The organism is Francisella philomiragia subsp. philomiragia ATCC 25015 (assembly GCF_000156715.1).
Taxonomy (GTDB): Bacteria; Pseudomonadota; Gammaproteobacteria; order Francisellales; family Francisellaceae; genus Francisella; species Francisella philomiragia.
Genome location: NZ_DS999316.1, coordinates 807,066 through 820,715, shown reverse-complemented (window position 1 = coordinate 820,715; position 13,650 = coordinate 807,066). Strand labels below are relative to the sequence as shown.

The window sequence follows — 13,650 nt, the reverse complement described above, 5'->3', positions numbered from 1 at the left end:
ATTATGAAAAGACTTTTTGCCATATTAGTTTTTGTATTACTTGTAAGCGTATCTTTTGGTAAAGATATCATAAAGTATCCAGTAATGGAGTCAAGTGTACTTTGTGATTCTGTAAGACCATTTTGTGGCGATAACTGTAGTAATATGCCTTTTTATCCGACCTTATGTAAGCCTACTGAATATGGCTCAGCTTGGTCTGGTGGTGGAGCAACTAGTGCAACTAAACAACTGTATTGTGCAAAAGCTACTTATGCAAATTGTCACTACTCAGGCTCTCCAGAAGCAACAGGTATAAATCCAAACAATCAAGCTATGCCATGTAAAGTAAGCGAAGATGGAAAAACAGCTAATTGTAGATGTAAAATTTTCACAGGTCCTAATTATGTCAATATTGATGGAATTATGAACTTAGGCGTTTATTATGAGACAGTAGCAGTTTGTGGTAAAGATGGTTCAAAATGTAAAAACCTTTCTACTTGTCTACCGGATGGTAGTGGTGATTGTAAAGGAGTAGAAGCTCCAGTATGTAAATATATAGCTGATCAAAATACTCAAGATGATAATGTATCTTTTATCCCAGGTGCTGATTTAATTTCAACTTATGGTTTTGATATGAATAAGGACTATGATATCGCAAAACCAGGTGAAGGAGTTAAATGTCAAAATATTGATGTAGCAGGTTGTATGACTCAACCATGTAAATATGAAAAAGGTTCAAAAGAGTATGCGACTTGTAGTTGTCCTATTACAAATATGAAAACCATGATGCTAAGTCAAAAAGGTGTATCTTGTGATTTGCCAAAAGGTTACGTTTGGGAGTAGCCTAAAAGAATTGATAATTATCTTCTAAACTTTCTAATATTTTTTATCTTAGATTTTATTTTTAATAATATTTAAAACTCTTCTTAGTGGTTCTGCAGCTCCCCATAGTAGCTGATCTCCTACCGTGAAGCAATGAAATATATCATCAGCTAATAGAGATGATTTGATACGACCTATAGCGATATCAAGAGTTCCTGAAGTTGCTTGAGGTGTTAGATGCTTAAGAGTATCTTCTTTATTATTATCTACAACTTTAACCCACTCATTACCTTGAGATATTTTTTGCTTAATTTCTTCAATTGTTAATTTCTGTCTTAGTTTGACTGTCAAAGCTTGTGAGTGTGATCTTAGGCTAGGAACTCTAACACATACGCCATCAACAGGGATTGCTTTTTTAGTATCTAAAATTTTGTTTAGTTCTGTGGCTGCTTTGTACTCTTCTTTTGTTTGTCCACTTGGCATACCAACATCTATCCAAGGCAATAGATTATAAGCCAAAGTTTGTACAGTTTTTTGTTGAGGGATTTTTGAAGAGTCTTTAGATAGTTCTCTTAGAGTTTTTTCTCTTGTTAGGATATCTGCATTTATATCATCAGCTTTACTCAAAAGATCAGCTTGTTGGAGAAGTTCTTGCATTGCTGCAGCACCCGAACCTGATATCGCTTGGTAAGTACTAGAGTTAACCCATTCAACAAGATCTTCCTTGAGTAGTCCAGCGATTGCTAGAGACATTAAACTAACAGTACAATTACTACCAATAAAGTCTTTTTTACCACTATCAATAGCGTTGATTATTTGCCCATGATTTAACGGATCTAGTACTAGGGTACTTTCATTCTCTAGACGTAGTGTAGATGCAGCATCTATCCAAAAACCCTGCCAACCAGATGATCTTAACTTAGAGTGAATTTCTTTGGTATATTCACCACCTTGACAGCTTAGAAGTATATCCATTTTAGCTAATTCTTTGATACTGTAGGCATCTTGTAATACGCCATATTTCTCCATAAATCCTGAAGGTTGTTGTCCTGCTTGAGATGTTGAAAAAAATGTTGGTATGATGTCATCAAAATCATTCGATTCAACCATGCGAGACATCAAAACTGAGCCAACCATTCCACGCCAACCAATAAAACCAACTTTAAGCATAAAACCCTCATAATTATTAGTGATAAAATTTATGGCTCAAGTATAATACAAAAGTAATCAATTTGATATTTGTTAAGAGTAAGAGTGTAAAATATGATAGTACATAAATTTGGTGGTAGTAGTTTAGCATCAGCTGAGAAAATAAAAAATGTTTCGAATATAATTAGTTGTGTCGATGAAGCTGTGGTAGTTTCTGCATCAGCAAAAACAACTAGTAATTTACAAAAAGCTATAGATCAAGCGATTGAATCTCAAGATTATAGTGAAACACTTAATTTTATTTTTGAGCATCATAGTTCTATACTTGAGGAATTAGTTCCTTCAGATGATTTATTGCAACAATCAATCCTAGAAGATTTAAAAAATATCAAACATATTTTAAGTACTATTGCTATTACAGGGTTTTGTGCAGATAGTTTAAGATTTTTCATACTAGGGTTTGGAGAAATCTGGTCAGCTAAAATTCTTACACTATATTTGCAATCAAAAGGTAAAAAATCTTATTTCATAGACGCATCACAATGTTTGATTGTAAATGATCGTAGCTATCCTGTTACAGTTGACTGGCAAAAAAGTTTGGAGCTACTTGAGTCTATCAAAAATGATAATCCAGCAGATGTATACATCGTAACTGGCTTTATTGCTCAAAATAGGCTAGGCAAAAGAACTATATTAGGTTTGAATTGTAGTGATTACTCAGCGGCTATTTTTGCCAAGTTATTACAAGCAGATAAATTATATATTTGGACAGATGTGGCGGGTGTATATAGTGCTAATCCACAAGTAGTTCCAGAAGCAAAACCTCTAACTCAATTAACATATAAAGAAGCTCTTGAGCTTGCATATTTTGGTGCATCTGTAGTACATCCTTTAACTATCGCTCCTATGGCTCTAGAAAGAACACCAATCTATATTAAGAGTAGTTATTTCCCAAATGAGGTTGGTACTAAAATTAGTGCAGATAAAGATGAAAACCAAGGAATTATCAAAGGTCTAACAAGCGTCTCAGATGTTGCGATTGTACGTGTGCAAGGTGCTGGTATGATTGGTGTGTCAGGAATATCATTTAAAGTATTCGGAGCGTTAGAGAAGGCAGAAGTGTCGGTAATGATGATATCTCAGGCTAGTTCTGAGTACTCGATCTGTTTTGCTATAGATAGTGTCAATGCTGACAAAGCAACTGAAGCTCTTAGACAAGAGTTTGCAAATGAGATAAAGAGTAATCTTATCGAAGAAATAGTTGTTCATAAACATCATGCTTTGATTACAGCTGTTGGTGAGGGTATGAAGTCTAAGACTGGCTCGCTAGCAAAATTAGTAAATTCACTTAAATTAGCAAATATCAATATACATGCTATTGCTCAAGGGTCATCAGAAAGAAGTGTTACATTTGCTGTAAAAGCGGAAGATGAGATACGTGGCGTACAAGCTATGCATCGTCACTATAATTCTGAGAGTGATGATATCGCAATTGCTGTTATTGGAGCTGGAAATATTGGTAAGGCATTTATTAAACAAGTCAAAAAAACTTATGAAAAATGGTATGCAAAAGGCATTAATTTAGTATTAGTCGGAGCTACTAATTCAAAACAAATGCGTGTTTCTTATGAGAATTTACTATTTGAAAATATAGATAATCTACTTAATGAGAATACAGAGCAAGTTAATCTAGAGAGGTTGGCTGAATTTATGTCACATGCTTCAGCTACCAAAAAAATTGTTATTGATGCTACAGCAAGTGAAAATGTTTCGAAAAATTATAGCAATTTCTTAAAGAATGGAATAAGCGTAATTACTCCTAATAAATATGCAAATTCAGGAAACTATGAGTTCTATCAAGAGCTTAGAAAAGTCGCTAAGCAAAATGGTACTAGTTTCCTATATGAAACAAACGTTTGTGCTGGCCTTCCTCTTATAGTTACATTACAAAATATGGTTCAAAGTGGTGATCATGTTAGATCTATAAATGGTATTTTCTCAGGAACTTTAAGTTATTTGTTCACTCAGTTAAATAATGGTGTAATTTTCTCAGATGCAGTTAAAATGGCTTATGATGCTGGATATACAGAGCCAGATCCAAGACAAGATTTATCAGGTATGGATGTGGCGAGAAAGACTGTGATCTTAGCTAGAGAAATAGGTCTAAATATAGGCTTGAATGACTTGGTTATCGAAAATTTAGTACCGGAAGAGTTGCGTGAATGTAGTGTAGAAGAGTTTTTTGCAAAACTTCCAGCATTCAATGAGCAAATAATGCAACAGATTGCAGACAAAAAGAAAGATCTTGCTGGGGTGCATTATGTTGGATCTATCGTTAATGGTGTTGCAAATGTAGGTATCCAAGCTTATGATGAATCTAGTCCTTTTGCAAATGTGAAAGGTACTGATAATATCGTGATGATAAATACAGATAGATATACTCAACCTATGGTTATCCAAGGTGCTGGTGCTGGTGTTGAGGTAACAGCAGCGGGCGTATATGCAGATGTTATAACTGTGATAAGAGAAAAGTAGTCATGAAATTAGCTAATATTAAATCAGCTAAAGCATTTGCTCCAGCAACTAGTGCAAATTTTGCAGTTGGTTATGATTTGCTAGGTTTTGCTATCGATGGGGTAGGAGATACTGTAGAACTTATCAAAAGAGACGATACCGAGTTGGTTATCAAACAAATTAGTGGAGCTACTGGTGCAGATAAACTACCTTTTGACAGTGATAAAAATGTCGCTACAGCCGTAATCAAAAAGTTTTTGGCTGATAAAAATATCAAGATAGGTTTTGATGTTTATATACAAAAAGGTATAACACTAGGCTCTGGTATGGGTGGTTCAGCAGCTTCTTCTGTTGCTGCTCTAGTCGCGATGAATGCTTTTTTTGAAACACCGTATAGCTATGATGATTTGATTGACTATGCTATCTATGGTGAGAGTTTGATATCAGGATCATTTCATGGTGACAATGCAGTGCCATGTATGTTTGGTGGACTGGTATTATTACAAAGTTCAAAACCATGTAAAAAAATAGATTTACCAATTGTAGACTGTAATGTAGTTATAGTTTGTCCTAACCTGTCAATTGAGACAAAAAAGGCGCGCGAGCTTTTGAAAGAGCCTTATGATTTATCTACAATAGTTGAACATAGTGCATGCTTAGCAGCTACAATAAGTGCTTTATACACACAAGATATTGAATTGTTGAGTGAAAGTCTAAAAGATATATTGATTGAACCAAGAAGATCTAAGTTAATCATAGGATTTTATGATGTGCAAAAAGCAGCTTATGATACTGGCGCAATAGCTTGTGGTATATCAGGATCAGGACCAACAATGTTTGCACTTGTAAAAAAACAAGATGATGCGAATGTTGTTGCTAAAGCAATGCAGGATAAATTTAAAGAATTTAACCTTAAGTCAGATAGCTGGATAAGTGCTATGAGTGGCAAAGGTGCATACATATTAGAGAAAAAATAATAAAGGTAAGACATGAATTTTATTAGTACAAGAGATAAAAATATCAAAGTTTCATTAAGTGAGGCAATGCAATCTGGATTAGCTCCTGATGGAGGACTGTTTGTGCCTGAGAGATTTCCAACGGTTAATTGGCAGAATTTTGCTAAAGATATAACTTATGCTGAATTTGCTGCAAATACTTTGAGAGAGTTCTTTAAAGGAGATCAGCTTGAAGCTTCTTTAGATAAGATTTGTAATAATGCTTTTACATTTGATGTGCCAGTTAAGCGCTTGGATAAAACAACATCTGTTTTAGAGCTTTTTCATGGACCAACTTTATCTTTTAAGGATTTCGGTGCGAGATTTTTAGCCAACTGTTTAAGTTCTATAGATAGCGAGAAACCATTTACAATTTTAGTAGCAACTTCTGGCGATACAGGTTCTGCAGTAGCGGCAGCTTTTCACGGTAAGGGTAGTATTCGTGTTATAGTGATGTTCCCTAAGGGTAAGATATCTAAGAGACAAGAAAAACAAATAACTTGCTGGGGTGATAATATCCAAGCTGTTGAGGTTGAAGGAGTTTTTGATGATTGTCAAAGTTTAGTTAAAGAAGCTTTTAAGACACCTTGGTGGACAGAAAGAACCAAACTAAATACATCTAATAGTATTAATATTGGTAGATTACTACCACAATCTACTTACTATGCTTATACATCATGGCAGCATTATTTACAGACTGGAGAGAAAGCAAATTACATTGTTCCATCTGGTAATATTGGTAATATCACAGCAGCTTTTTGGGCTAAGCAAATGGGCTTCCCAATTGGTGAGATATCTATGAGCTTAAATGCTAATGATACAGTGATAGATTATTTAAATACTGGTGAATTTAACCCAAGAGCAAGTGTTGAAACATTGGCAAATGCGATGGATGTTGGTAACCCTAGTAATTTTGAAAGATTATTATACTTGCTAGGGAATTATGAAAATTTCAAAGCTAATGTTAAAGCTATATGTGTTTCTGATTTTGAAATCATAGAAGAAATTAAGCAGGTTTATCGTCAGTATAATGAAGTTGTTTGTCCACACACAGCAACAGGTTTTGTAGCAAAAAATCAGCTTGATGCTAATAAGGATTATATAATCGTAGCGACTGCACATCCTGCTAAATTTGAGAGCGTAATTGAGCCAATATTAGATATACAGGTTCCAGCTACGCCAGCGTTACAGAAGCTACTAGATAAAGAACAACATAAAGTAGCAATAAACAAATCTATGGATGAACTTTGTGAAGTTTATGCAAGAGCTTTTGATGCTTAAGAAAAAGTAGATCGTAAATTTCTTTAAGAATTTCTTGATTTAATCTGAGTAACTGCAATAAATCCTATTATCAAAATAACTCCAGCTATCCAATATAAATATGGTGCTAAATTACTATCTATAAGTAATCCACCACAGATAAGGATAATTAGTTGAGGTAATGAGAAAAACATATTTAACCATCCCATATATTCACCAAGCCTATCTTTAGGAGCTAGTTTAGCTATTAATGTATAACAAGATACTTGAGATAGAATAAATCCTGTAGCAACTGCGAATGTAATAATATACCAAAGATAACTCTCTGTAGTTAAAAAAGATCCACATATTAACGCAATAGCAAATACTAATAGTCCGATTTTAAATATATTTTCAACCTTTATTAGATTAATAATAGTTGTTGCTAGTATTCCAACAATGACAGAGCCTATCCCAAAAAACATTACTAATGATGCTGAAAAGTCTTTACTAAAACCTAAGTAGTGGTTCATATATCCCCCCATTAGAGGCATAAAAGCACCAAATCCAGTTAGCATGCAAAAAGTAGCTAAAAATAGTAGATTAATATTTCTATTGCTGAATATATCAAAGCTTAGTTTAAAAGCAGACGTTATCTGATTTTCAGGTCTTTCTTTAACTATAAAAGGTATTACAGCTATAGTAGGAACTATTAAGAGTAAGCATACAACAATACAGCTGAGAAAAGCACCACCCATGTTCCAGATCATTGCTCCAACTAGCCCAATAATTATTGTTCCTATTTGTGCTGTAGTCCTAGCTAGTAGTGTAGCAAAAGGAATTTGATCACGATCAACAACTTCTACAACCATTGTATAGTAAGGTCCTTGAAAGAAGTTTATGCTAGCATATGTCAAAAAAGCTATTACAAATAAACAAATATAATTAGGAGCAAAAGGCCATAACATTTGAAATATACATGTACTGACAAGTCCTACTAATAGCCAAGTTGTTCTTTTTCCAAGAAATGTGTTTGAGGACGTTTTATCAGAAACAATTCCTGATAGCGTCTGCATAAATAAACCAGTGAATGCAGCCATAGATAATAAGAAGCCAGCTAATAAAGAGGAGTCTGTGTGTTGGTATACTATCCATGATCCAATAGTTCCAGTTAATGACCAGTACATTCCAATTCCAATATCGGGTATTGAAATTAAAAAAGGATTCCAACGACGGATATTGTATTTCATGATAGATTCCTATTGGTAATGTTTAGAGTATAATTCATAAAACTCTGAGTATTTTAATATTTGAGTATCATATGCTTTAAGTTTAAGCCCTAAATATTCTATCTCATTTCCATTGTGATTTAAGATAATAGCAATTTTAGAATCCTTTTCACCTTTGATAACAATTTCAATATCACTCGGAGAACTATAGGTATCTAAATTATGTTTTTTAGCTAAATCTAAGACTAAATCATTCCAAAAATATTCATCATCAATACCGGTACCTATATAATAAATTTCTCCCTTGCCCACTTTATTTTTAACAGCAGCACTATAATTTTTAAATTCATCAATATAGTTGCACAATGATTTGCAAGGCTCTTTAACAGTAAGCATATCTCGCCATACAGTAGCAGTTAAATCTTTATCTTGATATTTGATTTTACAATCTGTCCCCATAGGAAGAGGCTCAAAATATTCTGCTTTTACACCAGCAAGTTCATGAATTGGATTCTCAACGCCAAAACGAATTTCATTATGATACTCTTTTAGACCTGCTCTAAATGTAGCTATAACTGTGCCACCATTCTCGATGAATGTTTTGATTCTAGCAATATTTTCATCAGTAATTAACATAGCTACTGGAAGTAATAAAACAGAGTAACTACTAAAATCATGACGAATATCTAATACATCAACACTAATATTTGCATCAAAAAAAGGTTTGTATAACCTAGCGTGTTCATGTTGGATATTAAAAGCGGTAGATTGTTGCTGAATACGCCAGCTATAGATATTATCCATTGAGTATAGCAATGCTACTTTTGATTGTGTTGGAGCTTGTATTGCCTTTTGATTTTGTTTTGCTAATCTAATAATATCTAACATCTCATTATAGCGATGATTATATTTATTATCATGGTCTAGTACACCATAACAAAATTGTTCAGCACCTTTTGTAGCAGTGCGCCATCTGAAGTATATTAGATTTTCGCAGCCTCTAGCCATAGCTTGGAATGACCAAAGTTTAGCATGCCCAGGTCGAGGTACAAATCCCATGATATTATGTGCTTGAGCACCTATCAGTTGTTCTGTGATCCAGTAATTTCTTCTTTGAAAACCTCTAGTTTGATCTAACTTCATAGCTGTCTTATATGCATCTACTGGGATTTGTTGACCGCCCCATACTGGATAGTTGTTTAAAGCAACGATATCTATTTGTTCTGCTAGATCTGTATGATCTTGTGCTTTAGAAAAGTAGTCTCCTGTAAAATTATGTAAAGTTTGTTGGTTTGGTACTATCTCTTTAATAACCTTGGCTTGTCTTGCTAAAAAGTTTGTTGTTGTTTGAGCTCTAAAGCGATTGAAGTATAACATCATACCAGGATTTGGAGCTGGAATTGTTGGACGAGGAATATTTATCTCATCAAAATTGTTGTAAGTTTGAGACCAAAAAACAGAACCAATAGCATCATTAAATGAATTGATATCATTATTAAACACTTCTTTTAGGTAGTTTCTAAATTCTAACTCACATTGGTTACAATAACACATATCACTAGTTTCATGACCAAGCTCATTATCAATGTGCCAAAGCAGTAAAGCCGGGTGTTTATGATATGCTTCAACCATTTTTTGAGTAATGCGCTCAGCATACTTATTATAAGTTGGCGAATTTAGGCAAGCTTGTCTTCTACCACCAAAATGTCTTTGTAAACCATTTTCATCAACAGAGAAAACTTTAGGATCTTTTTTATAGAGCCATGCTGGAACAGTTGCTGTAGGTGTGCCTAACATGACTTTTAATCCTAGTTTATGAGCTTTGTTTAGTATCATTTCAAAGAAACTAAAATCAAACTCATTTTCTCTAGGCTCCATGAGATGCCAAGCAAATTCAGCAATTCTAATACAATTTAACTCAGAATCTGCTATGCGATTTAAATCATCATCAATAAGAGAATAGTCCCACTGCTCTGGGTAATAGTCAACACCAAAAAACATAATTATAAAATATGAAAAATAAAGATAAAATTATTATATGTTTAAGTAGTATCTACTTCAATTAATTAGTTAGAAATTTTGTTTTTAAAAAAGGATTATTTAAATTGAAGTGACCTGCATAATCTCACCATTCTTTGAGATTTTTATATAATTACCATCTTTGAACCAGTCGCCAAGTACATATCTAGTATAGTTATCATTTAGGTGTATAGCCATTTTGTGCGTATGGCCATGAATGACAATATTACAGTTATTACGATATTTTTCGATACCTTTGGTTGTTACATCAACATTTGGATTTTTACGGTTTTTTACATAGCTTGCTTTGCGCACATTTCTTGCAGTATATTCTCTTATGAATAAAGGTAATCTTCTAAAAATAAATCTCAGAATAGGGTTATATGCTATCCATTTTCTATAAGTTTGATAACTCTTATCATCTGTACAAAATAGATCTCCATGCGAGAAAAGTATTTTTTGATTAGATATATCTATATAGTATGGATCTTTAATAAGAGTCACGCCACTTTGTTTAGCAAATTTTCTGCCAATCAAAAAATCTCGATTTCCATACATGAAAAATATTTCTAAACCTTGATCTGAAGCTTCTTTTAGCCAATTTGTGATTTTATGATAAAAGTCATCTCTATGGTTATCACCGATCCAATAATCAAAAAAGTCACCAAGAATAAAGAGCTTGTTTTGTGTAGATGTAATACTATCTAAAAACCTTTTAAAAAGATCGGCCATCTCAGCATGGTTAGCATTTAAATGAAGATCCGAAATTAGATAAATATCTTTGTTATGAGCCATATTTTTGACGGTATTGTTTAAATTTTTCGATTATTGTTTCATCAAGATTTTCTTTGACATACTCAAAAATACTTTCAAAGTTAGTTACTGCTAGAACAGGAATATTGAAATCTTGAGATATTTTCTTAGTTGCTGAAATATCGCTATCCTTAGCTTTTTCTTGTCGATCTATCGATAGTACAACACCAGCTATTTCAGCATTAATAGTTTTTAGCTTGTTGTATGATTCATAAAATGCTGTACCTGCAGTCATCACATCATCTATGAGCAATACTTTTTTATTAGTCATATCGGCACCAACAAATACACCACCTTCGCCATGATCTTTCGCTTCTTTACGGTCAAAAGCGTAAGGCATATCTATATTGTACTTCAGCGCTAGTACAGTAGAAATAGCTGCAACTAGAGGAATCCCTTTATATGCTGGACCAAAAAGGATATCGTACTTGACATCGCTTTTGATAATCAATTGAGCGTAATAATCGGCAAGTGTGGCAAGTTGATCACCTGTATTAAATAACCCTGCATTAAAGAAATATGGACTAATACGTCCTGATTTAAGCGTAAATTCGCCAAATTTAAGTACCTGATTCTTAAGGGCAAACTCTATAAACATATATCATGTCCTAACATATTCAAACTTGTTATAAATTATAGATAATAACTTTAGTAATACCAAGTAAATATAGTTTAAGATAGAAGATCTATTAATATATTTAAACTCAATAAACTGATATAATTTAACTACTTTATTAATTAGTTTCAAAAAATTTTTAATGTCAAAACATATTCATATTTTAGGTATCTGTGGTACTTTTATGGGCTCTTTAGCAGTATTAGCTAAACAAAAGGGATATAAAGTAACAGGTTCGGATCTTAATGTCTACCCACCAATGAGTACTTATCTTGAGTCTCAAGGCATAGAGATTTTACAGGGATTTGATTGTGATCAACTAGATACAAATCCTGATGAAATTATTATTGGTAATATCATGAAAAGAGGTATGCCAATGATAGAAAAAATTCTCGCAGAAAAGCTAAACTATTTCTCAGGACCACAATGGCTATATCAGAATATTCTTAAATATAAAAAAGTAATTGCAATAGCTGGTACACATGGTAAAACTACAACTACTACAATGACTATCAAAATACTAGAGCAGGCTGGCTTAAATCCGAGCTTTTTGGTTGGTGGTGTTAGTAGTGATTTTGGTGTTTCATCACGTTACACAGATTCTGAGTATTTTGTCATTGAAGCTGATGAATATGATACGGCTTTTTTTGATAAGCGTTCAAAATTGATACATTATGATCCAAGTATTTTTGTGATTAATAATATTGAGTTTGATCATGCTGATATTTTCAAAGATATTGACGCAATATTTTGGCAATTCCATCAGTTACTTAGAAAAATGCCATCAACAGCGAAGATTATTTATAATGACAAAGATGAGAATGTTCAAAAAATAATATCAATGGGATGTTGGTCAGAACTAGTCAGAGCGAATTCTAGTAATGGTATCAGTATAACCAAGCATACAGCAGATTATTCAAAGTTTGAGTTATGTGATATTAATGGTAATACTATCGAAATATCATGGAGCTTAATAGGCGAGCATAATGCGCTTAACGCAATGAGTGCCTATGCGGTAGCAAAACAACTAAATATATCTGATGAAGTGATAAATGCTGCTTTAGAAAGCTTTAAAGGAGTTAAAAGACGTTTGGAAGTATTATCTCATCAGGATAATGTTACTTTGTATGATGATTTTGCTCATCATCCAACTTCTATTAAGTTAACTTTAGAAGCTGTGCGTAACAAAGCTAAAGATGCTTATGTAATAGCTCTTATAGATCCACGTTCAAACACAATGCGCCAAGGCGATAATAAAGATAATTTGCCGATGTCAATTATCGAAGCTGATAGAGTATTGTTGTATAATCATAGTTTACTAAAATGGGATGCTAAAGAAGTTCTCAAAAATAGTAATAATGTTGATTTTATAGTTAGTGTTGATGATTTTGTTGATTGTGTAGATGAGTTATTAACTAAGTACCGAGATAGGAATATCCAGCTTGTGATGATGAGTAATGGCTCATTTGATGGGTTAAGAGAAAAGCTAGTCAAGCTTTTGGAGACTAAATGAGTAGTTTAATATATGGTATTCATGCTGTTGATAGTTTGGTAGAAGCTAATCAAGCAAAAGAAATATTGGTATTTAAGAAGTCAAATGCTAATCATAAGATTGAAAGTATTATCGCTAAAGCTGAGTCAAAAGGGTTAAAAGTTACTTTTATTGATAGTTTTAAGCAACTTCCAGGACGAGTCAGAAAAGATGCAAATCATCAAAATATCTTTGCGATAGAGATAAATGATTTTAAAACATACTCCGAGAATGATATTGAAAATTTAATTCCTCAGGATAAAAATGCTTTTATTTTGATATTAGATAATGTCCAAGATCCTCATAATTTTGGTGCGTGTATACGTAGTGCACATTCGGCAGGTATTGATTTTATAATTATCCCTAAAGATAATAGCGCACCAGTAAATGCAACGGTTAAAAAAGTTGCTTGCGGTGCTGCAGAGCATACAAAGATTGTAGTTGTTACTAACCTTGCTAGAGCAATCGAAAAACTCAAACAATTAGGAGTATGGGTTATTGGTTTAGCAGGTGAGGCGAATGACAGCTTATATTCGATGAATCTAGCAGACTCTGTAGCAATAGTTGCTGGTGCAGAAGGTAGTGGTATGCGTCAGCGCACAAAAGCTAGTTGTGATTTTCTTGCTAAATTACCAATGTTAGGTGAGGTTTCTAGCTTAAATGTTTCTGTTGCTACAGGTATAGCATTGTATGAAACAGTAAGACAAAGGACTCAACAGTAATAGTAAGAAGCATCTATCTTAG

General features: G+C 33.3%; 11 protein-coding genes. 6 read left to right on the top strand and 5 right to left on the bottom strand.

Going from position 1 to position 13,650, the window contains the following annotated elements; genetic code table 11:
* Window positions 1-3: 3 nt before the first annotated feature.
* Window positions 4-822, top strand: coding sequence for a hypothetical protein (locus tag FTPG_RS09315; RefSeq protein WP_004288217.1), 819 nt, complete (start codon window positions 4-6; stop codon window positions 820-822).
* A gap of 48 nt (window positions 823-870) precedes the next feature.
* On the opposite strand, the gene asd is transcribed toward FTPG_RS09315, so the two are convergent.
* Window positions 871-1,971 (bottom strand): aspartate-semialdehyde dehydrogenase, encoded by a 1,101-nt coding sequence (gene asd, locus FTPG_RS09310; RefSeq protein WP_004288216.1) that lies wholly within the window; start codon window positions 1,969-1,971, stop codon window positions 871-873.
* A 93-nt stretch (window positions 1,972-2,064) separates the two neighbouring features.
* Here asd and thrA point away from each other — a divergent pair, with 93 nt between their 5' ends.
* The 3 genes from thrA to thrC are packed head-to-tail and all read left to right on the top strand — an operon-like array spanning window position 2,065 to window position 6,740.
* Window positions 2,065-4,485: a bifunctional aspartate kinase/homoserine dehydrogenase I gene (thrA, locus tag FTPG_RS09305; protein WP_004288215.1), complete on the top strand. Its 2,421-nt coding sequence runs from the start codon at window positions 2,065-2,067 to the stop codon at window positions 4,483-4,485.
* Between the two features lie 2 nt (window positions 4,486-4,487).
* On the top strand, window positions 4,488-5,441 hold the full coding sequence (locus FTPG_RS09300) for a homoserine kinase (protein WP_004288214.1): 954 nt from the start codon (window positions 4,488-4,490) through the stop codon (window positions 5,439-5,441).
* A 12-nt stretch (window positions 5,442-5,453) separates the two neighbouring features.
* The gene (thrC, locus tag FTPG_RS09295) at window positions 5,454-6,740 is read left to right on the top strand and encodes a threonine synthase (RefSeq protein WP_004288213.1); all 1,287 of its coding nucleotides are present in this window, start codon (window positions 5,454-5,456) and stop codon (window positions 6,738-6,740) included.
* A 23-nt stretch (window positions 6,741-6,763) separates the two neighbouring features.
* On the opposite strand, the gene FTPG_RS09290 is transcribed toward thrC, so the two are convergent.
* From FTPG_RS09290 to pyrE, 4 genes are all read right to left on the bottom strand, one after another.
* Entirely contained in the window at window positions 6,764-7,948 is a 1,185-nt protein-coding gene (locus FTPG_RS09290; RefSeq protein WP_004288212.1) for an MFS transporter, read from the bottom strand.
* Between the two features lie 9 nt (window positions 7,949-7,957).
* Window positions 7,958-9,928, bottom strand: coding sequence for a beta-galactosidase (locus FTPG_RS09285; RefSeq protein ID WP_004288211.1), 1,971 nt, complete (start codon window positions 9,926-9,928; stop codon window positions 7,958-7,960).
* Between the two features lie 99 nt (window positions 9,929-10,027).
* Complete coding sequence (locus tag FTPG_RS09280; protein WP_004288210.1) at window positions 10,028-10,741, bottom strand: UDP-2,3-diacylglucosamine diphosphatase; 714 nt, start codon at window positions 10,739-10,741, stop codon at window positions 10,028-10,030.
* Complete coding sequence (pyrE, locus tag FTPG_RS09275) at window positions 10,731-11,357, bottom strand: orotate phosphoribosyltransferase (RefSeq protein WP_004288209.1); 627 nt, start codon at window positions 11,355-11,357, stop codon at window positions 10,731-10,733. Before pyrE ends, FTPG_RS09280 begins: the two co-directional genes overlap by 11 nt.
* 160 nt (window positions 11,358-11,517) lie before the next feature.
* Here pyrE and mpl point away from each other — a divergent pair, with 160 nt between their 5' ends.
* Window positions 11,518-12,888, top strand: coding sequence for a UDP-N-acetylmuramate:L-alanyl-gamma-D-glutamyl-meso-diaminopimelate ligase (mpl, locus tag FTPG_RS09270; protein WP_004288208.1), 1,371 nt, complete (start codon window positions 11,518-11,520; stop codon window positions 12,886-12,888).
* Window positions 12,885-13,628: a 23S rRNA (guanosine(2251)-2'-O)-methyltransferase RlmB gene (gene rlmB, locus FTPG_RS09265; protein ID WP_004288207.1), complete on the top strand. Its 744-nt coding sequence runs from the start codon at window positions 12,885-12,887 to the stop codon at window positions 13,626-13,628. The genes mpl and rlmB overlap by 4 nt, the downstream gene beginning before the upstream one ends.
* Window positions 13,629-13,650 lie beyond the last annotated feature (22 nt).